Origin of the sequence: Streptococcus mitis NCTC 12261, from assembly GCF_000148585.2 — a bacterium.
Lineage (GTDB): Bacteria > Bacillota > Bacilli > Lactobacillales > Streptococcaceae > Streptococcus > Streptococcus mitis.
In genome coordinates, this window is sequence record NZ_CP028414.1 from 505,969 (window position 1) to 527,008 (window position 21,040).

Annotated in this window: 15 protein-coding genes and 3 pseudogenes; 8 read left to right on the plus strand and 10 right to left on the minus strand. The window is 42.1% G+C overall.

The features are described 5' to 3' along the window. Nucleotides 1–82: 82 nt before the first annotated feature. The 4 genes from SM12261_RS02815 (at nucleotide 83) to SM12261_RS02830 (ending at nucleotide 6,781) form a co-directional block, all read left to right on the plus strand. Nucleotides 83–775, plus strand: a complete 693-nt coding sequence (locus SM12261_RS02815; protein ID WP_000240129.1) for a phosphoglycerate mutase — start codon at nucleotides 83–85, stop codon at nucleotides 773–775. A 52-nt stretch (nucleotides 776–827) separates the two neighbouring features. Beyond that, entirely contained in the window at nucleotides 828–3,239 is a 2,412-nt protein-coding gene (locus tag SM12261_RS02820; protein WP_004238745.1) for a glycoside hydrolase family 95 protein, read from the plus strand. 130 nt (nucleotides 3,240–3,369) lie between these two features. Beyond that, a complete protein-coding gene (locus SM12261_RS02825) occupies nucleotides 3,370–4,071 on the plus strand; it encodes an ABC transporter ATP-binding protein (protein WP_000323357.1) in 702 nt (233 codons plus the stop codon). Nucleotide 4,072: 1 nt separating this feature from the next. Further along, nucleotides 4,073–6,781, plus strand: a complete 2,709-nt coding sequence (locus tag SM12261_RS02830) for an ABC transporter permease (RefSeq protein WP_000595896.1) — start codon at nucleotides 4,073–4,075, stop codon at nucleotides 6,779–6,781. Between the two features lie 96 nt (nucleotides 6,782–6,877). Here SM12261_RS02830 and tpx read toward each other — a convergent pair whose 3' ends face one another. From tpx to SM12261_RS02850, 4 genes and pseudogenes are all read right to left on the minus strand, one after another. After that, nucleotides 6,878–7,369: a thiol peroxidase gene (tpx, locus tag SM12261_RS02835; RefSeq protein ID WP_004238744.1), complete on the minus strand. Its 492-nt coding sequence runs from the start codon at nucleotides 7,367–7,369 to the stop codon at nucleotides 6,878–6,880. 227 nt (nucleotides 7,370–7,596) lie between these two features. Further along, on the minus strand, nucleotides 7,597–8,526 hold the full coding sequence (psaA, locus tag SM12261_RS02840) for a metal ABC transporter substrate-binding lipoprotein/adhesin PsaA (protein ID WP_000733052.1): 930 nt from the start codon (nucleotides 8,524–8,526) through the stop codon (nucleotides 7,597–7,599). A gap of 31 nt (nucleotides 8,527–8,557) precedes the next feature. After that, nucleotides 8,558–9,406 (minus strand): metal ABC transporter permease, encoded by an 849-nt coding sequence (locus SM12261_RS02845; RefSeq protein ID WP_000559778.1) that lies wholly within the window; start codon nucleotides 9,404–9,406, stop codon nucleotides 8,558–8,560. Continuing rightward, a pseudogene (locus SM12261_RS02850) lies at nucleotides 9,403–10,126 on the minus strand (metal ABC transporter ATP-binding protein). Before SM12261_RS02850 ends, SM12261_RS02845 begins: the two are co-directional and overlap by 4 nt. 177 nt (nucleotides 10,127–10,303) lie before the next feature. Between SM12261_RS02850 and SM12261_RS02855 the strand changes: the two are divergent. Further along, nucleotides 10,304–12,196: pseudogene (locus SM12261_RS02855) on the plus strand (M13 family metallopeptidase). 128 nt (nucleotides 12,197–12,324) lie between these two features. Here the strand turns inward: SM12261_RS02855 and SM12261_RS02860 are convergent. Together SM12261_RS02860 and SM12261_RS02865 are read right to left on the minus strand one after the other, a co-directional pair. Further along, nucleotides 12,325–12,954, minus strand: a complete 630-nt coding sequence (locus tag SM12261_RS02860; protein ID WP_000690841.1) for an MBL fold metallo-hydrolase — start codon at nucleotides 12,952–12,954, stop codon at nucleotides 12,325–12,327. A 141-nt stretch (nucleotides 12,955–13,095) separates the two neighbouring features. Next, a complete protein-coding gene (locus SM12261_RS02865) occupies nucleotides 13,096–14,553 on the minus strand; it encodes an N-acetylmuramoyl-L-alanine amidase (RefSeq protein ID WP_000835272.1) in 1,458 nt (485 codons plus the stop codon). A gap of 326 nt (nucleotides 14,554–14,879) precedes the next feature. On the opposite strand from SM12261_RS02865, the pseudogene SM12261_RS02870 reads away from it, so the two are divergent. Both SM12261_RS02870 and dtd read left to right on the plus strand, forming a co-directional pair. After that, nucleotides 14,880–17,103, plus strand: a pseudogene (locus SM12261_RS02870) (RelA/SpoT family protein). 29 nt (nucleotides 17,104–17,132) lie between these two features. Beyond that, entirely contained in the window at nucleotides 17,133–17,576 is a 444-nt protein-coding gene (gene dtd / locus SM12261_RS02875) for a D-aminoacyl-tRNA deacylase (RefSeq protein WP_000691419.1), read from the plus strand. 38 nt (nucleotides 17,577–17,614) lie between these two features. Here the strand turns inward: dtd and SM12261_RS02880 are convergent, their stop codons facing one another. The 4 genes from SM12261_RS02880 to SM12261_RS02900 form a co-directional block, all read right to left on the minus strand. Further along, on the minus strand, nucleotides 17,615–18,028 hold the full coding sequence (locus SM12261_RS02880) for a hypothetical protein (protein ID WP_000720028.1): 414 nt from the start codon (nucleotides 18,026–18,028) through the stop codon (nucleotides 17,615–17,617). Between the two features lie 18 nt (nucleotides 18,029–18,046). Next, nucleotides 18,047–18,460: a hypothetical protein gene (locus SM12261_RS02885; protein ID WP_000792891.1), complete on the minus strand. Its 414-nt coding sequence runs from the start codon at nucleotides 18,458–18,460 to the stop codon at nucleotides 18,047–18,049. A gap of 129 nt (nucleotides 18,461–18,589) precedes the next feature. Continuing rightward, nucleotides 18,590–19,297 carry a nicotinamide mononucleotide transporter gene (locus SM12261_RS02890; protein ID WP_000749110.1) on the minus strand — a complete coding sequence of 236 codons (708 nt, stop codon included), beginning with the start codon at nucleotides 19,295–19,297 and terminating at the stop codon, nucleotides 18,590–18,592. 120 nt (nucleotides 19,298–19,417) lie between these two features. Further along, a complete protein-coding gene (locus tag SM12261_RS02900) occupies nucleotides 19,418–20,068 on the minus strand; it encodes a metal-dependent transcriptional regulator (RefSeq protein WP_000188514.1) in 651 nt (216 codons plus the stop codon). A 111-nt stretch (nucleotides 20,069–20,179) separates the two neighbouring features. Here SM12261_RS02900 and SM12261_RS02905 point away from each other — a divergent pair, with 111 nt between their 5' ends. After that, the gene (locus SM12261_RS02905; protein WP_000160949.1) at nucleotides 20,180–21,022 is read left to right on the plus strand and encodes a metallophosphoesterase family protein; all 843 of its coding nucleotides are present in this window, start codon (nucleotides 20,180–20,182) and stop codon (nucleotides 21,020–21,022) included. Nucleotides 21,023–21,040: the final 18 nt, after the last annotated feature.

Below are 21,040 nucleotides of genomic sequence, written 5' to 3' on the forward strand. Positions count from 1 at the left end.
CTAGCTTTTTTGTGAAAAATTGTGTAAAATAGAATAGATAAACGAGGGGAAACCTCGGAAAATTTAAAGGAGAATCCATCTAATGGTAAAATTGGTTTTTGCTCGCCACGGTGAGTCTGAATGGAACAAAGCTAACCTTTTCACTGGTTGGGCTGATGTTGATTTGTCTGAAAAAGGTACACAACAAGCGATTGACGCTGGTAAATTGATCAAAGAAGCTGGTATCGAATTTGACCAAGCTTATACTTCAGTATTGAAACGTGCGATTAAAACAACTAACTTGGCTCTTGAAGCTTCTGACCAATTGTGGGTTCCAGTTGAAAAATCATGGCGTTTGAACGAACGTCACTACGGTGGTTTGACTGGTAAAAACAAAGCTGAAGCTGCTGAACAATTTGGTGATGAGCAAGTTCACATCTGGCGTCGTTCATACGATGTATTGCCTCCAAACATGGATCGTGATGATGAGCACTCAGCTCACACAGACCGTCGTTACGCTTCACTTGACGATTCAGTTATTCCAGATGCTGAAAACTTGAAAGTGACTTTGGAACGTGCCCTTCCATTCTGGGAAGATAAAATCGCTCCAGCTCTTAAAGATGGTAAAAACGTATTCGTAGGAGCTCACGGTAACTCAATCCGTGCCCTTGTAAAACACATCAAAGGTTTGTCAGACGACGAAATCATGGACGTGGAAATCCCTAACTTCCCACCATTGGTATTCGAATTCGACGAAAAATTGAACGTAGTTTCTGAATACTACCTTGGAAAATAAAAAATTGTAAGTCTAGAATTGATTTCTAGGCTTTTTATGTTAGTATGGTAGTATGATAAGGAATAAAAAACAAGATTATGTATTGGCCTACAAGAGACCAGCTTCAACAACATATAAGGGTTGGGAAGAAGAGGCTTTACCAATAGGCAATGGTTCTTTAGGGGCAAAAGTATTTGGGATTATAGGGGCTGAGAGGATTCAATTTAATGAAAAAAGTCTCTGGTCTGGTGGTCCACTTCCTGATAGTTCCGATTATCAGGGTGGAAATCTTCAGGACCAGTATGGTTTTTTAGCTGAGATTCGGCAGGCTTTGGAAAAGAGAGATTACAATCGGGCTAAGGAACTGGCTGAACAGCACCTGATCGGGCCAAAAACGAGTCAATATGGGACCTATCTATCCTTTGGGGATATTCACATTGAGTTTAGTCAGCAAGGTACGACTTTGTCTCAGGTTACGGATTACCAGAGGCAACTGAATATCAGTAAGGCGCTTGCGACGACTTCTTATGTCTATAAGGGAACGAAATTTGAACGTGAAGCTTTTGCGAGTTTTCCAGATAATCTCTTGGTTCAGCGCTTTACTAAGGAAGGGGCGGAAACTCTAGATTTTACTATAGAACTGTCGCTAAGTCGTGATTTGGCTTCTGATGGAAAGTATGAGGAGGAAAAATCTGATTACAAGGAATGCAAGTTGGATATTACTGATTCTCATATCTTGATGAAGGGAAGAGTTAAGGACAATGACCTGCAGTTTGCTAGCTGTTTAGCTTGGGAAACAGATGGGGATATTAGAGTTTGGTCAGATAAGGCTCAGATATCAGGAGCCAGTTATGCCAATCTTTTCTTGGCTGCTAAGACTGATTTTGCCCAAAATCCTGCTAGTAATTATCGCAAGAAAATAGATTTAGAGAAACAGGTTAAGGACTTGGTGGAGATAGCTAAAGAAAAGGGCTATGCCCAATTGAAATCAAGGCATATTCAGGATTACCAAGCCTTATTCCAACGTGTTCAATTGGATTTGGGAGCTGATGTAGACACATCCACTACAGATAATTTGCTAAAAAATTATAAGCCACAAGAGGGGCATGCTTTGGAGGAATTGTTCTTCCAGTATGGACGGTATTTATTGATTAGTTCTTCTAGAGATTGCTCAGATGCTCTACCAGCTAACCTACAGGGAGTCTGGAATGCGGTCGATAATCCTCCTTGGAATTCGGACTATCACCTGAATATCAATCTGCAGATGAATTATTGGCCAGCCTATGTTACTAATCTTCTAGAGACGGCTTTTCCAGTCATCAACTATATAGATGATTTGCGTGTCTATGGTCGTCTAGCGGCTGCAAGGTATGCAGGAATCGTCTCTCAGGAAGGGGAGGAGAATGGTTGGTTGGTTCATACTCAAGCGACTCCCTTTGGTTGGACGGCACCTGGTTGGGATTACTATTGGGGTTGGTCACCAGCTGCCAATGCGTGGATGATGCAAACGGTTTATGAAGCCTATTCATTTTATAGGGACCAAGACTATCTCAGGGAGAAAATTTATCCCATGTTGAGGGAAACGGTTCGTTTTTGGAATGATTTTTTACATGAGGATCAGCAGGCGCAGCGTTGGGTCTCTTCTCCGTCTTATTCTCCAGAACATGGGCCGATTTCGATTGGCAATACCTATGACCAATCTCTTATTTGGCAATTATTCCATGATTTTATTCAGGCTGCTCAAGAATTGGAGCTGGATGCGGACTTGTTGACTGAGGTCAAGGAGAAATTTGACTTGCTTAATCCTCTTCAAATCACTCAATCTGGTCGAATCAGGGAGTGGTATGAGGAGGAAGAGCAACATTTTCAAAATGAGAAAGTGGAGGCCCAGCATCGGCACGCTTCCCATCTAGTGGGACTCTATCCTGGAAATCTCTTTAGCTACAAGGGACAAGAGTATCTTGAATCGGCGCGTGCTAGCCTCAATGATCGTGGAGACGGTGGTACAGGCTGGTCCAAGGCTAATAAGATCAATCTTTGGGCGCGTCTAGGAGATGGCAACCGAGCCCATAAATTATTAGCAGAGCAGTTAAAGTCATCCACCTTGCCAAATCTTTGGTGTAGCCACCCTCCTTTTCAGATAGATGGTAATTTTGGTGCTAGCAGTGGCATGGCAGAAATGTTGCTCCAGTCTCATACAGCTTATCTGGTACCTCTAGCCGCCCTACCCGATGCATGGTCAACAGGTTCCGTTTCAGGCTTAATGGCACGTGGACATTTTGAAATTAGCATGAGGTGGGCGGATAAAAAACTCTTTCAGTTGACCATTTTATCAAGAAGTGGGGGAGAATTGCGAGTTTCTTATCCAGGTATTGAAAATAGTGTGGTTGAAGTGAATCAAGAAAAAGCAAAAGTGAAATGCATAGAGAAAGATTGTATTTCGGTAGCAACAGCAGAAGGCGATCTGGTTCAATTTTATTTTTAAGAAGATGTTAGAAGGCAGTAGTTTGAGACTGCCTTTTAATAAGGATTTGAGAATGTAAGCAGTTTCCAACTAGTTGAAAAAGCGTTATAATGGTAATAGGAAGTAATTTGTTTGAGAGAGGGTGAGTCTGATGGCTTATATTGAGATGAAACACTGTTACAAGCGTTATCAGGTTGGGGACACGGAGATTGTGGCCAATCGTGATGTGAATTTTGAGATTGAAAAGGGTGAATTGGTTATTATTCTAGGTGCATCTGGTGCAGGCAAGTCAACGGTTCTTAACCTTCTTGGGGGAATGGATACCAATGATGAGGGGGAAATCTGGATTGATGGTGCCAATATTGCAGACTATAGTTCCCACCAGAGGACCAATTACCGCCGCAATGATGTAGGCTTTGTTTTTCAGTTTTATAATCTAGTTTCCAATCTAACCGCTAAGGAAAATGTGGAGTTGGCTTCAGAAATCGTGACAGATGCCTTGAATCCTGAACAGGTCTTGACAGATGTAGGTCTGGCTCATCGTCTCAATAACTTTCCAGCCCAGCTTTCTGGAGGGGAGCAACAGAGAGTCTCCATTGCACGCGCGGTAGCCAAAAATCCTAAAATTCTCCTTTGTGACGAACCAACTGGAGCCTTGGATTATCAGACGGGCAAGCAGGTTTTGAAAATCCTCCAAGATATGTCTCGTCAAAAGGGAGCGACGGTGATTATCGTGACTCACAATGGAGCTTTGGCGCCCATTGCTGATCGCGTGATTCATATGCACGATGCCAGTGTCAAGGATGTGGTGATGAACCAGCATCCTCAGGATATCGACAGTTTGGAGTACTAGCATGATCAAGCGAAAAACCTATTGGAAGGACTTAATTCAGTCCTTCACAGGCTCCAAGGGGCGTTTCTTATCCATCTTGACCTTGATGATGTTAGGGTCTCTAGCCCTTGTAGGCCTCAAAGTGACTAGCCCCAACATGGAGGCAACAGCTAATGCTTATTTAACAACTGCTCAAACCTTGGATTTGGCAGTCATGTCTAACTATGGTTTGGATCAAGCAGATCAAGAAGAATTAGAACAGATAGAGGGCGCAGAGGTTGAGTTTGGCTATTTGACAGATGTGACTATGGATAATGGGCAGGATGCCATTAGGCTGTATTCTAAACCAGAGCGAATTTCAACCTTTCAGTTAAGAGAGGGACGACTTCCTCAGTCAGACAAGGAAATCGCTTTGGCTACTCATTTGCAAGGCCAATACAGCGTGGGACAGGAGATTAGTTTTAAAGAAAAAGAAGAGGGTCATTCCTCTTTAAAAGATCATACTTATACCATTACTGGTTTTGTAGATTCAGCTGAAATCCTCTCCCAGCGAGATATGGGCTACGCAGCAAGTGGAAGCGGAACTCTGACAGCCTATGGGGTGATTTTGCCTAGCCAATTTGATCAGAAAGTCTATAATATAGCACGCTTGAAATATCAAGATTTAGCAGGCTTAAATGCTTTTTCATCAGCTTATGAAGAGAAATCCAAGCAACATCAGGAAGACCTTGAACAAGCTTTGTCAGATAATGGCAAGAAACGTCTGCAATTCTTGAAAAAAGAAGGGCAAGAATCTATCGATAAGGGGCAAGAGACCCTTGATAAGGCTGAGACTAATCTGCAGGAAGCCAAGCGTCGTTTAGCAGCTGCTCAAGCTCGTTTACAGGCTCAGGAAAGTCAACTAGCCTTGTTGCCTCAAGCTCAGAGAGAGCAGGCCAGTGCTCAACTTACCCAAGCTAAGCAGGAATTGAGTAAGGAAGAGGATAAACTAAAGCAGGCTGAACAAAATTTAGCCCAAGAAAAGGAAAAATTAGAAAAACATCAGCAAGTCTTGGATGATTTGGCGGAGCCCAAGTATCAAGTCTATAATCGGCAAACCATGCCTGGCGGTCAAGGCTACCTCATGTACAGTAATGCTTCAGCCAGTATTCGGGCAGTGGGCAATATCTTTCCTGTAGTGCTTTATGCCGTAGCGGCTATGGTGACCTTCACAACTATGACTCGTTTTGTGGATGAAGAGCGAACACATGCAGGGATTTTTAAGGCCTTGGGCTATCGTAGCAAGGATATTATTGCCAAGTTTCTCCTTTACGGTCTAGTAGCTGGGACTGTCGGAACGGCTCTAGGTAGCATACTTGGACATTATTTACTAGCCGGTGTGATTTCAAGTGTTATTACAAAAGGTATGGTAGTGGGAAAAACCCAGATTCAGTTCTATTGGACCTATAGCTTACTGGCTCTTGTCTTGAGTTGGTTGGCGAGTGTGTTACCAGCCTACTTGGTAGCTCGGAGGGAACTTCACGATGAAGCAGCCCAGCTTTTACTGCCTAAACCTCCTGTTAAAGGAGCCAAAATCTTACTGGAACGTCTCAGTTTTATCTGGCGCCGTCTCAGTTTTACTCATAAGGTAACAGCCCGCAATATCTTCCGTTATAAGCAGCGGATGTTGATGACGATCTTTGGTGTGGCAGGTTCTGTAGCTCTGCTTTTTGCAGGTTTGGGAATCCAATCCTCTGTAGCAGGAGTTCCGTCTAAACAGTTTCAACAAATCCAACAGTATCAGATGATTGTCTCTGAAAATCCTAGTGCGACCAATCAGGACAAGGTAAATCTAGAAGAAGTGTTGAAAGGGCAGGACATCAAAGCCTATCAGAAAATTTATTCTAAGACGCTAGACAAGGATTTCAAAGGTAAGGCTGGTCTTCAAACCATTACTCTTATGATGACAGATAAGGAGGATTTGACTCCCTTTATCCATCTGCAAGACCATCAGCAAGAGTTGACATTAAAAGATGGAGTTGTCATCACAGCTAAACTAGCCCAGTTGGCAGGTGTCAAGGTTGGGCAGAGTCTAGAAATTGAAGGTAAGGAGCTAAAGGTCACTGCCATTACTGAGAACTACGTTGGTCACTTTATTTATATGAGTCAGGCTAGCTATGAGCAAATTTACGGACAGTTACCCCAAGTCAACACTTATCTGGTTATGCTAAGGGATACCAGTGCTACTAGTATTGAAAGGCAGGCAGGCTTACTTATGAATCAAGCTGCGGTGTCCAGCGTTGTCCAAAATGCTTCAGCCATTCGACTCTTTGACTCCGTCGCTAGCTCACTCAATCAGACTATGACCATCTTGGTCATCGTATCGGTTCTGTTGGCTATTGTTATCCTTTACAATCTGACCAATATCAACGTAGCTGAGAGAATCCGTGAACTCTCCACTATCAAGGTTCTTGGCTTTCATAATAATGAAGTCACCCTCTACATTTACCGTGAGACGATTGTGCTGTCCCTTGTGGGAATCGTACTTGGTTTGGTATCTGGTTTCTATTTACATCAATTTTTGATTCAAATGATTTCGCCTGCTACTATTCTCTTTTATCCGCAGGTAGGCTGGGAAGTCTATGTAATCCCAGTGGCAGCAGTAAGCATCATTTTGACCTTGCTTGGTTTCTTCGTCAATCATCATCTGAGAAAGGTTGATATGCTTGAAGCCTTGAAATCTGTAGAGTAAGGTAGTTGCTTTTATCTGATTGAACTTATATTTACTCGTAAACAAAAAATCCTCCGTTTCAAAGAGTAGGGAACTCTTTGTGACAGAGGATTTTTTCTATAGGGCTTTAGCAGCTGCAATTGTGGCTTCAAAGTTTGGTTCAGAGTTGATATTGTCCACGTATTCAACGTAGCGAATAGTATTGTCAGTATCGAGGACAAAGACTGCGCGTGCCAATAGATGCCACTCATTGATTAAGAGAGCATAATCACGTCCAAAGGAATGGTCGAAATAGTCTGAGAGCATGATGGCATTTTCAATACCTTCAGCACCGCACCAACGTTTTTGGGCAAAAGGGAGGTCCATTGAAACAGTCAAGACAACGGTATTATCCAGTCCAGCCAGTTCTTCATTAAAACGACGTGTTTGAGTTGAGCAGATGCCTGTATCGATAGAAGGAACGACACTCAAGACTTTTTTCTTCCCATCAAAATCAGCCAGAGATTTTTTAGAAAGGTCTGTTGTAGTGAGTGAAAAATCAAGTGCCTTGTCGCCGACTTGTAGTTGTTTACCTGTAAAGCTCACAGGATTTCCTAGAAAAGTTACCATAAGATACTCCAATCTTTTTTCTTCCATTTTAGCTGAAACAGTCGGAATTTTCCAATGATTTGACCGGAAATATGGGCATAGAAAAAACGCCAGCTCATGTGAGAATGACGTTTTTCAGAGGCTTATACTCAATGAAAATCAAAGAGCAAACTAGGAAGCTAGCCACAGGCTGTACTTGAGTACGGCAAGGCAACGCTGACGTGGTTTGAAGAGATTTTCGAAGAGTATTATTTTGCCAATCCTTCAGCAATCTTATCAAGATTGTATTTCATCATGTTGTAGTAGCTGTCGCCTTCTTTACCTTGTTCTGCGATAGAGTCAGTAAAGATTTGTGCGTAGATTGGGATGTTTGTGTCTTGTGAAACAGTCTTCATTGGACGGTCATCCACACTTGATTCTACAAAGAGTGATGGAACTTTTGTTTGGCGAAGTTTTTCAACCAAGGTCTTGATTTGTTCAGGAGTTCCTTCTTCTTCAGTATTGATTTCCCAGATGTAAGCACTTGGGACACCATAGGCTTTAGAGAAGTATTTGAATGCTCCTTCGCTGGTTACAATGAGTTTCTTTTCAGCAGGGATGTTATTAAATTTATCCTTACTTTCTTTATCAAGTTTGTCTAACTTATCAGTATATTCTTTGAGATTTTTTTCGTAGAATTCCTTGTTGTTAGGGTCTTTGGCGCTCAATTGTTTGGCGATATTTTTAGCAAAGATAATTCCATTTTCAAGGTTAAGCCAAGCGTGTGGGTCTTCTTTTCCTTTTTCATTTTTTCCTTCAAGGTAGATAACATCAACACCTTCACTGACTGCAAAGTAGTCTTTGTTTTCAGTCTTCTTGGCATTTTCTACCAATTTGCTAAACCAGGCATTGCCACCTGTTTCAAGGTTGATACCGTTATAGAAAATGAGGTCAGCCTCAGAAGTTTTCTTAACATCTTCAGGGAGTGGTTCGTATTCGTGTGGGTCTTGTCCAATCGGAACGATACTGTGAAGATCAATCTTGTCACCAGCAATATTTTTAGTAATATCAGCGATGATTGAGTTTGTGGCAACAACTTTTAGTTTTTGACCAGAAGCTGCATCTTTTTTTCCGCTAGCACATGCTACAAGAACAATAACGGAAAGAAAGAGAACGAATAATGTACCTAATTTTTTCATTAGATCCTCCAATTTATTGGGGGCTTTCCCCTTATTTTAACAAATGTTTATTTTTCAGTTTCAAATATCGTTGTTTAGGAGAGATAAAGAAACTGATTAAGAAGAAGCTAGCAGCTGTGAGCACGATGCTAGAACCAGCTGCTAAGTTTAAACTATAGCCGATAAAGAGTCCCAAAACTGAAGCAGTAGCTCCAAAGGTTGAGGAAAGGAAAATCATGCTTTTCAGGCTATTAGCATAAAGATAAGCAGTTGCAGCTGGGGTAATCAGCATGGCTACAATTAGGATAGTTCCGACACTTTGCATGGCTGTCACAGACACGAGAGTCAAGAGTACCATGAGAAGGTAGTGATAGAAATTGACAGGCATTCCCATGGCTTTGGCCAAGAGTTCATCAAAGGAAGTTATCAAGAGTTGCTTGAAGAAAATCCAGATTAACAAGAGAATGACTGCCCCAACACCCATAGTAATAAACATATCCGTATCTTGGACGGCTAGGATATTACCAAAAAGGATATGGAAAAGGTCAGTTGAACTTTTAGCGACACTAATCAAGATGATACCGAGGGCTAAGAAAGAAGAAAAGGTAATGCCGATGGCGGTATCGCTTTTGATAATCGAGTTTCCCTTGATGTAGGTAATGATGATAGCAGCTAGTAGTCCAAAGACAATGGCTCCGATAAAGAAGTCAAGGCCCAAGATAAAGGAGAGGGCTACACCTGGCAAGACAGCATGTGAAATGGCATCTCCCATGAGTGACATCCCGCGTAGGATGATGAAACATCCCACAGCTCCAGCTACGACCCCGATGACAATGGCTGTTATCAAGGCATTTTGTAGGAAATGGAATTTTTGTAATCCATCGATAAATTCTGCAATCATAGGTCACCTCCACTGAAAAAGAGTCGATTACCGTAAGCTTCTTTAAGATTGGCTTCGGTAAAGGTTTCTTTGGTTGGACCAAAGGCAATCACTTCTCGATTGACAAGCAAGACTTGATCGAAGTAGTGGGGAACCTTGCTGAGGTCGTGGTGGACGATGAGAACCGTCTTCCCAGCTTTTTTCAGATCTCTCAGCGTATTCATGATGATTTCCTCACTGACAGAGTCAATCCCAACAAAGGGTTCATCCAAGAGGATATAGTCAGCTTCCTGCACCAAACATCTGGCAATCAAGACCCGCTGGAACTGACCTCCAGATAGTTGACTGATTTGACGTTCAGCGTAGTCAGCTAGACCGACGATTTCAAGGGCCTCTTGCACTTTCTTCCAATGGTTTAGCATTTAAACTGCGAAAGAGAGGGATAGAGGGAAAGAGTCCTAGCGAGACACATTCCTTAACCTTGATGGGAAAGTTGTAGTCGATATTGATTTTTTGTTCGACATAAGCGATTCGATGTAAGGATTTTTTAACTTCCTTGTCATCGAGAAATGCCTGACCTTGATGTGGGATAATTCCCAGCATCCCTTTTAATAATGTTGATTTCCCAGCACCGTTTGGACCAATGATACCGGTAATTGTTGGTCCTTGGAGCACTAGTGAAATATCCTTAAGTGCCAACGTTTCTTTGTAGGAGACACTGAGGTTTTCGATACGTATCATACAGTTGTATTCCTCCTGCCTCTTAATATACATTAAAAAAAAAATTAAGTCAAGTTAATTTTTGAAAAAATTAAAATAATAACTGAAAAACAATAGAAAATATCAGTTCATTTTTAATTGCATTCCCAAGTAATTTTTGTTAAGCTAAAAGCAAGTACAAATGAAAGCGAGAACAAGATGACACGTTATCAAGACGATTTTTATGATGCAATCAATGGGGAATGGCAGAAAACAGCTGAAATCCCAGCAGATAAGTCTTAAACTGGAGGTTTTGTTGATTTAGACCAGGAAATTGAAGACCTGATGCTGGCGACAACAGACAAGTGGTTGGCAGGAGAAGAGGTGCCTGAGGATGCTATCTTGGCAAATTTTGTCAAGTACCATAGTATGGTCAGAGATTTCGATAAGCGAGAAGCAGATGGAATTGAACCAGTCCTTCCTTTATTGAAGGAATACCAGAATTTAGAAAGTTTTGCGGATTTCGCAAGTAAACTAGCAGCATTTGAATTAGCTGGTAAACCAAACTTCCTTCCATTTGGAGTATCACCAGACTTTATGGATGCCAGAATCAACGTTTTATGGGCCAGTGCTCCAAGCACAATCCTGCCAGATACGACCTACTATTCTGAAGACCATCCTCAGCGAGAGGAACTCTTGACTCTTTGGAAAGAAACTAGCGCAAATCTCCTCAAGGCTTATGATTTCTCTGATGAAGAAATTGAAGACTTGCTTGAGAAAAGACTAGAATTGGACCGTCGAATCGCGGTAGTAGTGCTCTCTAATGAAGAAAGTTCAGAGTATGCTAAACTTTACCATCCATATGATTACGAAGATTTCAAGAAATTTGCGCCTGCCCTACCTTTGGATGACTTCTTCCAAGATGTTCTTGGACAAGCACCAGACAAGGTTATCGTAGACGAGGAACGTTTCTGGCAAGCAGCAGAGCAATTCTATAGTGAAGAAGCTTGGCCTTTGCTCAAGGCAGGCTTGATCTTAGGTGTAGTCAATCTTTCAACGAGCTATTTGACAGATGAGATTCGTATCTTGTCAGGTGCCTACGGACGAGCTCTTTCAGGAGTTCCAGAGGCTCAAGACAAACGCAAGGCAGCTTACCACTTAGCTCAAGGACCATTCAAACAAGCCCTTGGTCTTTGGTATGCCCACGAAAAATTCTCTCCAGAAGCCAAGGCGGACGTAGAGAAAAAAGTGGCGACCATGATTGACGTTTATAAGGAACGTTTGGCTAAGAATGACTGGCTGACACCTGAAACACGAGAAAAAGCTATCGTCAAACTCAACGTTATCAAACCTTATATTGGTTACCCAAAAGAACTGCCAGCTCGCTATAAGGACAAGGTAGTAGACGAATCTGCTAGCCTCTTTGAGAATGCTCTAGCATTTGCGCGTGTAGAAATTAAGCACAGCTGGAGCAAGTGGAATCAGCCGGTTGACTACAAGGAGTGGGGAATGCCTGCTCATATGGTCAATGCCTACTACAATCCACAAAAGAACTTGATTGTCTTCCCAGCTGCTATCTTACAGGCACCATTCTATGACTTGCATCAGTCATCTTCTGCCAACTATGGTGGTATTGGTGCGGTTATTGCCCATGAAATTTCTCACGCCTTTGATACTAATGGTGCTTCCTTTGATGAAAATGGTAGCCTCAAGGACTGGTGGACAGAAAGCGACTATGCAGCCTTTAAAGAAAAAACACAGAAGGTTATCGACCAGTTTGATGGTCAAGAATCTTACGGTGCAAAAATCAATGGGAAATTAACTGTATCCGAAAACGTTGCGGACCTTGGAGGAATTGCTGCAGCGCTAGAAGCTGCTAAGAGAGAGCCAGACTTCTCAGCTGAAGAGTTCTTCCATAACTTTGCTCGTATCTGGCGTATGAAAGGGCGTCCAGAGTTGATGAAACTCATGGCTAGCGTCGACGTACACGCGCCAGCTAAACTTCGTGTCAATGTCCAAGTGCCAAACTTTGATGACTTCTTTACAACCTATGATGTCAAAGAAGGGGACGGAATGTGGCGTTCACCAGAAGACCGTGTGATTATTTGGTAATGCAAAAAATCTAGTCATCAGAAAAAAGGCATCCAATCAGGTGTGAAAACCTTGACTGGATGCCTTTTATAGTGGAAAGACTTGCTGGATAGTGTACTTAAAATGCGATAGACATTGTCATCATTTTACTAGAAAAAAGGATTAAAGGTCTTTTCATGGGCGATGGTCGTAGCTGGACCATGCCCTGGATAGACATCATAGTTTGGTAGGGTGAAGAGTTGGGTCTGGATACTATGGAGGAGTTGCTCCGTACTACCAGTTGGAAGGTCGGTTCGTCCAATAGTTTCACGGAATAGGGCATCTCCTGTCAAAACTAGGTGAGCACCAGGAAAGACGATAGAAACACCGCCGATAGAGTGCCCTGGTGTTGGCAAGACAGTGAAACGAAATTCCTCCAGTTGATATTCCTTATGAAAGACAAAGGTGTGTTCAGCAGGTTCTGCGATCACATCTGTCATATCATCATGACGAGGGAGACCAGAGAGGTTATCGATAGGAGTATAGAGCCAGCTAGCTTCGCTCTCTGCGATATAGACAGGAGGATTGCCAAAAGTTTCGCGAACTAAGTCCAGACTCATGATATGGTCATAATGGGCGTGGGTAAGGAGAATAGCGCAGATCGGTTTGTTGATGTTCTCTATTGTCTGACGAATAGCGTCCCAATCGCTACCAGGATCGACAACGATGAGGTGCTTTTCGCCTTCTAGGTAATAGGTGTTTTCATAGGCAACAGGATTCACGGTTTTATGGATTTTCATATTAGCTCCAATCTCAAAGAATGTACTAAGATAAGTATAGCACAGTTAGGAAGAATAAGCTGAAAAGCGAAATAGTTCTAGAAAGAAGAAGATGGTTTGGATAAAAAATAAGCCTCGAGTTAGTTCGAGGCTTAAACTGTTTTAATTACCAGCATAATATTTTTGGATTCCCTTGATAATCCCTTCAACTAGTTTATCTTGGTAGTCACTGCTGCGGATTTTTTGGTTTTCTTCTGGATTATCCATATATCCCATCTCCAGCAAAACAGCTGGTTTAGCTGTTTCACGGAGAACAGCAAAGGTTGCTTGCAAGAGCCCAGCATCCCTAGCTCCAGTTTCAGCTAGCAGTGAAGAATGGATATCAGCTGCGAGACGATTACTTTCACTCATCCGTTCAGGATTGTTGTGCCAATCCTTGTTAATCTTGCTAGGGAAACCAGGTTCATCCTTGTAAGAATAGGTCTGGATGCCAAGATTAACGGTTGTATTATTCCCTTTTGCATTGAAATGAAGGCTGATGAAAAAGTCAGCATTGGTCTTGTTGACCATACGAGAACGCTCGGTAATAAAATTAACGTCTATATCACTATCTCGAGAGGTGAGAACGGTATAGCCGAGTCCTTCTAGTCGTTTACGTAGCTTACGATAAACTTGTAGGTTCAATTCTTTTTCAGCTATGCCATAGTAATAAGCCCCGCGATCCTTACCACCGTGACCTGGATCAAGAAAGATAGTTTTAGAGTAATGTCCTTTTTGAAAACCTTGTGCTAATTCACGAACCCATTTTCCATTCCCTTGGAAGAGCTGGTTTTTACCATCAACTGCATAGGTTCCTGTGACATACACACCATCGTCCTTAAGATAGTACCAAGCTTGATAGTCTTGGTCGTAGATCCATTCCTTATGGGCCATGTAGCCACCAGATTTAAGGTAGTAGGAACCAATCCATTGTTTTTGGGCATAGCGTCCGCCAGATTTTAGGTAAAACCAACTAGAGTAGCTTTGGTCGTAGACCCATTCCCTATCTGCCATAGCACCACTGGATTTGAGGTAGTAATCGCCTTTCCAGACATTGGCCAACATTCTACCATAGCCATCAAAAGCATACCACTTGCCATTGATTTGGCTCCATTGGTTGGATAAATATTTACCTGAACCATTGATATAGTACCAATTGTTTCCCATTTGGTACCAGCTGTTTTCAAGCAAGTAGCCATGACTATCAAAGAAATAACCTTCATAGAGGGTATCTGTAAATTTGACCCCAGTTTGACTATAAAAAGTCCACTTGTTCCCCTCTTTTACCCAGCCAGTTTGTATAGGTTGATTGGGTTTGGTTTCTGTGGAAAGAGAAGGTTTGCTTTCTTGCTCACTTGAACTAGCTGTGCTCGACGAAGTTTCTGTACTAGCTTGAGAACTACTAGCAGAAGTATTTGTAGAACTGTTAGTAGAATGACTAGTGGAAGTATTTGTTGAGCTACTAGTTGAACTAGTCATAGGGTTAGTAGCGGAATGACTAGTATCATCAGCCAAAACGACTTGGTTTGTTAGTCCAAGAAAAGCCAAGGCTAAAAGTGTCAGTCTTTTGTGTGATTTCATGTTGTTTGCCTTTCTAGAAAAATGAAAATTCAGTAATCATCGTAAAAAAACTGTTTATATTACCATTATACACTAAAAATGTTAGAAAATTACCAAAATATCAAACCTTTTCTTATTTAAACAGAAGAAAAGATTTTTATTTCACTAACTTTTAGCGTAGACTATATTTCAAAAAAGTTAGATGAAAATCAGATAATTTTATTTTTTAAGTTTGAATCTTATTCTATCATCCATCCCAACAAATTGAATAGCTTCAGAATCCTCTTTTTCTAGTTTTCATATTCTTAAAAAAGTGATAAAATGGTAGGAAGAATTGGAGAGTAGAGATGCCAAAAGAAGTGAATTTAACAGGCGATGAAGTTGTCGCTTTAACACAGAAATATTTATCGGGAAGAAGATGTGGCTTTTGTCCATAAGGCCTTGGTTTACGCCGTTGAATGCCACAGTGGCCAGTATCGCAAATCAGGCGAGCCTTATATCATTCACCCTATCCAAGTGGCAGGTATTTTAGCCAAACTCAAGTTGGATGCTGTAACAGTAGCTTGTGGTTTCTTGCATGATGTGGTGGAAGATACTGATGCGACCTTGGACGATTTGGAAAGAGAGTTTGGTCCTGATGTGCGCGTGATTGTCGATGGAGTTACCAAGCTCGGTAAGGTCAAGTACAAGTCTCACGAAGAGCAGTTGGCTGAAAATCATCGCAAGATGCTCATGGCCATGTCTGAGGACATCCGTGTTATCTTGGTCAAACTGTCTGACCGCTTGCACAATATGCGGACCCTGAAACACCTTCGAAAAGACAAGCAGGAGCGCATTTCCAAAGAAACCATGGAAATCTATGCACCACTTGCTCACCGTTTGGGGATTTCTAGCGTTAAATGGGAATTGGAAGACCTGTCTTTCCGTTATCTCAACCCAACGGAGTTTTACAAGATTACCCATATGATGAAGGAAAAGCGCAGAGAGCGTGAAGCCTTGGTGGATGAGGTAGTCACAAAATTAGAGGAATATACGACAGATCGTCACTTAAAAGGGAAGATTTATGGTCGTCCCAAGCATATTTACTCGATTTTCCGCAAAATGCAGGATAAGAGAAAACGTTTTGAGGAAATCTATGACCTGATTGCTATTCGTTGTATTTTAGATACCCAAAGTGATGTTTATGCCATGCTTGGTTATGTGCATGAACTTTGGAAACCAATGCCAGGTCGTTTCAAAGACTATATCGCTAACCGCAAGGCCAATGGTTATCAGTCTATCCATACGACTGTCTATGGGCCAAAAGGGCCGATTGAATTCCAGATTCGGACCAAGGAAATGCACGAGGTGGCTGAGTACGGGGTTGCGGCTCACTGGGCTTATAAGAAGGGCATCAAGGGGCAGGTTAACAGCAAGGAATCAGCTATTGGGATGAACTGGATCAAGGAGATGATGGAGCTCCAAGACCAGGCTGATGATGCCAAGGAATTTGTCGATTCAGTTAAGGAAAACTATCTGGCTGAGGAGATTTATGTCTTTACCCCAGATGGAGCTGTCCGTTCCCTTCCAAAAGATTCAGGACCGATTGACTTTGCCTACGAAATCCATACAAAAGTCGGTGAAAAAGCGACGGGTGCCAAGGTCAATGGCCGTATGGTTCCTCTGACAACTAAGCTCAAGACAGGGGATCAGGTTGAAATTGTCACCAACCCGAACTCCTTTGGACCTAGCCGTGACTGGCTCAATATGGTCAAGACCAGCAAGGCCCGCAACAAGATCCGTCAGTTCTTTAAAAATCAAGATAAGGAATTGTCTGTCAACAAGGGTCGTGAAATGCTGATGGCTCAGTTCCAAGAAAATGGCTATATGGCCAATAAATTCATGGACAAGCGTCATATGGACCAAGTTCTGCAAAAGACCAGCTACAAGACAGAAGAATCCCTCTTTGCAGCCATTGGTTTTGGAGAAATCGGTGCTATTACTGTCTTTAACCGTCTGACTGAAAAGGAACGCCGTGAAGAAGAACGTGCCAAGGCCAAGGCGGAAGCAGAAGAGCTTGTCAAAGGTGGCGAGATCAAGGTTGAGAACAAAGAAACCCTCAAGGTTAAGCATGAGGGTGGAGTGGTCATTGAAGGTGCCTCAGGTCTCCTAGTGCGGATTGCCAAGTGTTGTAATCCTGTTCCTGGCGATGATATTGTCGGCTACATTACCAAGGGTCGTGGTGTGGCTATTCACCGTGTGGACTGTATGAACCTGCGTGCCCAAGAAAACTACGAGCAACGTCTCCTTGATGTGGAGTGGGAAGACCAGTATTCAAACTCAAATAAGGAGTATATGGCTCATATCGATATCTATGGTCTCAACCGTACAGGACTGTTGAACGATGTACTGCAAGTTCTTTCAAACACAACCAAGAATATCTCAACTGTTAACGCTCAACCAACCAAGGATATGAAGTTTGCTAATATCCATGTATCCTTTGGCATTGCCAACCTCTCGACGCTGACTTCGGTCGTGGATAAGATTAAGAGTGTGCCAGAAGTTTACTCTGTCAAACGGACTAACGGTTAATTGCCCTAGCTCTTACTAGAAAGGCTATTATGAAAATCATTATCCAACGGGTTAAAAAAGCCCAAGTGAGTATCGAAGGTCAGGTTCAGGGGAAAATCAATCAGGGACTCTTATTGCTGGTTGGTGTTGGACCAGAGGACCAAGAGGAAGATTTGGACTATGCTGTGAGAAAACTGGTCAATATGCGGATTTTTTCAGACGCAGAAGGCAAGATGAACCTGTCTGTCAAAGATATTGAAGGAGAAATCCTCTCTATTTCTCAGTTTACCCTCTTTGCGGATACTAAGAAAGGAAATCGTCCAGCCTTTACAGGCGCAGCCAAGCCTGATATGGCATCAGACTTCTATGATGCTTTCAATCAAAAATTAGCGCAAGAAGTACCCGTTCAGACAGGGATCTTTGGAGCGGATATGCAGGTTGAGCTGGTCAATGACGGACCAGTCACCATTATCCTTGATACTAAAAATAGATAAGAAAGACCAAGCCCAGCTGGCTTGGTTTTTCTTATCTATCATAAAATATTCCAAAATGAAATCGGTTCTTGATAGGCCTTGGGGAAATCTTGTTTCAGGCTTTGGCAGATGCGATAGGAAGGGACGAGATGTCCTAGGATGAGGAGAGTTCCCTGAAGGAAAAGTGGGATACCCCTTACAATCAGCAAGGAGAGAATGATCAGGCTATCCCATAGGAGGATTTGTAAGGCAAAACGCCAGAATCTCGGTCTAATCTGGGAATAAAGGTGACTAAAGTGGTCACAAAGTTGGTTGGAAAGATAGGTCAATAGCACAGGATGAAAGAAAATGAGCCAACCGCTATAAATCAAAATCCAATCCCAAGTAAGTCCCTCTTTAAATGTCAAGAATGCCAGCATGATTCCATCAATGACAAGGAGTTGAATGGTTTTGATGAAGATGATTTTTTTCATGCTAAAACCTCCTTTTCCTTATAGACACTCCCATAAAGAGATGTGTTTGTCGTAAAAATCTGGATAGTTTTCTCTTAGGTGGTCAGCTGTCATATAATAAAAAGTAGAATGGCAAGCAGTGATGATTGGCATAAGAGATGAAAAACGATGAGAACTAACGAAGGCTAAAAGGACAAAAAATAGAAAGTCGCTGATGAGCACCCCTAAATAGTAGAAGCGAATCTTTTTATTGATTTGAGGATAAATCTCAGCGAATTGATGTTTGAGTCGGACAACCAAGCGAAATAACAGGAGTCCTTGAGTAAGGAGGAAAATAAAACCAGATAGCAAGAGCCACTCCAAAGATGTCTCGGGTCTTTTGTTAAAAAATGCGAATAGTAGCAAATCGATAACTGCAATTGCTGTAAAATGGATTCTAAAGAGATTTTTCATAAGATGACCTCCCTCTTTTATCTAACTTCATTCTACTCCAAAAGAATGGGAGTTACAAGTAAAATGATAAAAATAGCAGAAGGGAGATTCTCTTAAGTCGACTTGTTTTTTTATTTAAGTTTTCTTCTATTATCTTACTTCTTCATCATTCCAGACAAATAAAGCTCCGATTGCATTGAGGATATAAAAGATGTATTTTCCGATATTGGCAAAATTTCCTTGAATACCAGCTTTTGTCAGCTGAACGAAATTGTAAATCAACCAAAAGCCCCACTGAGTTGTTAGTTTCAATGCGTTAAAAGCATTGGCAATGAGGGACAGTGCAAAGGCAATAGTTGTTACGTAGGCAAGGAGATTCATCTTTCCTCCATAGCCGATATAGTTGGTCACAAAGGCAAAGAGGAAGGCGATGATGGAAATGATGATGGCCGCCAATTTTAGCTGTTTTTGGCTCATTTGGTTGGGTCTGCCTTCTTGCGAAGCTTCCCATTTCTTAATAGCAAAGGTATAAATGAGGAAGGTGACGGGATAGGTGATGATGGCCGCCTTATTTCCAAGGATATAATCAATAGCACCGGACAAAATGGTATTAACAATACCAAAGTAATTTCCCCATTTGCTTAATTTCCCCGTGAAACGAGTGGACAACATGGAAATCCCAACGTTGGTTACGGAAATCAATCCAAAGGGTACAAGAGCTGTCCATGGTCCCCAGTCTACGAATTTATCGAGGCGGGAGTTGAGGTAACCAGATGCAATCGCAATCCCAACGACTAAAGCAACCCCGAAGAGGTCAAACCATTTAGATGTAGCAAAAATTTTTAGTGATTTTTTCATAGTTTAAACTATCTTTCTTTTTTTTTACAAATATTCTACAATTAAATGAAAGCAAAATCAAATGATAGAAATAAAACCCTGAAAATAAAACTTTCAGGGTTGGTTGGGGGACTTGAGAAATTAGTTGATTTTCTCGACATAGAGTTGTTTTGCAATGTCCATATTCACTTGTAAATCCTCGTCTTTACTAAGGATAGTAAAGGTGTTACTGAAGCCATCAAACTGCTTGACTTGGAGCGGATCACCGATGCGAAGTGAGTGCTTATCCAGATAATGGAGAATGTCAAAACTATCGTGCACCCGAGTCAGGCGGTAGGCGCCAGCTTCCTTGATATCAGCTAGTGGCAGGTTATTGATTTCAACTAAGAGTTCTCCCTTGACAGGAATAGTTCCTCCATGAGGACAGGTCTTGGGAAATCCTAGCAATTTATCCAGTCTTTCCACGAACAGGTCAGAGACAGTATGTTCCAAGACCTCAGCTTCCTCGTGAATCTGGTCACTTGTATAGTCTAAATGATGGACTAGAAAAACTTCAATCAAGCGATGCTTACGATAGAGCTCAGAGACCAATTTGAGGCCGAGGTCAGTCAGTAGATAGCCACATTCCTTGTCCTTAAGGATGAGGTTTTCGCTCTTCATCCGTTTAATCATTTCAGTTACGGCAGGGGGAGAGACTTGCATGCGAGCCGCAATTTCCTTGTTGGTGATTTTATGCAAATCTATGCCAATTTCATAAATACATTTTAGATAGTCTTCTTTATTCGGGGTCATTCGCTTCCTCTTGTCTAATATCTATATCTAGTATATCAAAAAAAGCTAGATTTCTCTAGCTGTGACTTTTTATGTTATACTTATTGCAAGAGAAAAAACGAGGAGATGGATATGACGAAAATAGCTCTTCTTTCAGATATTCATGGTAATACCACTGCTTTAGAGGCAGTTTTAGCAGATGCGCGGCAGCTAGGAGTGGATGAATACTGGCTTTTGGGAGACATTCTCATGCCAGGGACAGGGCGTAGAAGGATTTTGGACTTGTTGGCTCAACTACCGATTACGGCTAGAGTTTTGGGAAACTGGGAAGACAGTTTGTGGCATGGTGTCCGCAAGGAATTGGATAGTACTCGTCCCAGTCAACGCTATCTCTTGCGCCAGTGTCAGTATGTTTTAGAGGAAATTTCCCTAGAAGAAATTGAACTGCTCCACAATCAACCTCTCCAGATTCATCGTCAGTTTGGGGATTTGACGGTGGGAATTAGCCATCATCTTCCTGATAAGAACTGGGGGAGAGAGTTGATTCACACTGGAGAACAAGAGGATTTTGACCGCTTGGTGACCAATCCGCCTTGTGATATTGCTGTCTATGGTCATATCCACCAGCAGTTGCTTCGTTACGGGACTGGTGGGCAATTGATTGTCAATCCAGGTTCGATTGGGCAACCTTTCTTTCTAGATGCCCAGTTGCGGAAGGACTTACGGGCCCAGTATATGATTTTGGAGTTTGATGACAAGGGCTTGGTAGATATGGACTTCCGACGGGTGGACTACGATGTGGCAGCTGAATTGCAGCTAGCTAAAGACCTCAAACTTCCCTATTTTGAGGTTTACTATGAAAGTCTGGTCAATGGTATCCACCATACTCATCATCAGGAATTTCTGAGAGAATTAGCCCAGAAAGAGGGCTATGATAGGGAATTAGATGCTTGGTTGAAAAGTGGTAACGATTGACATTACAACTAAAAAGGG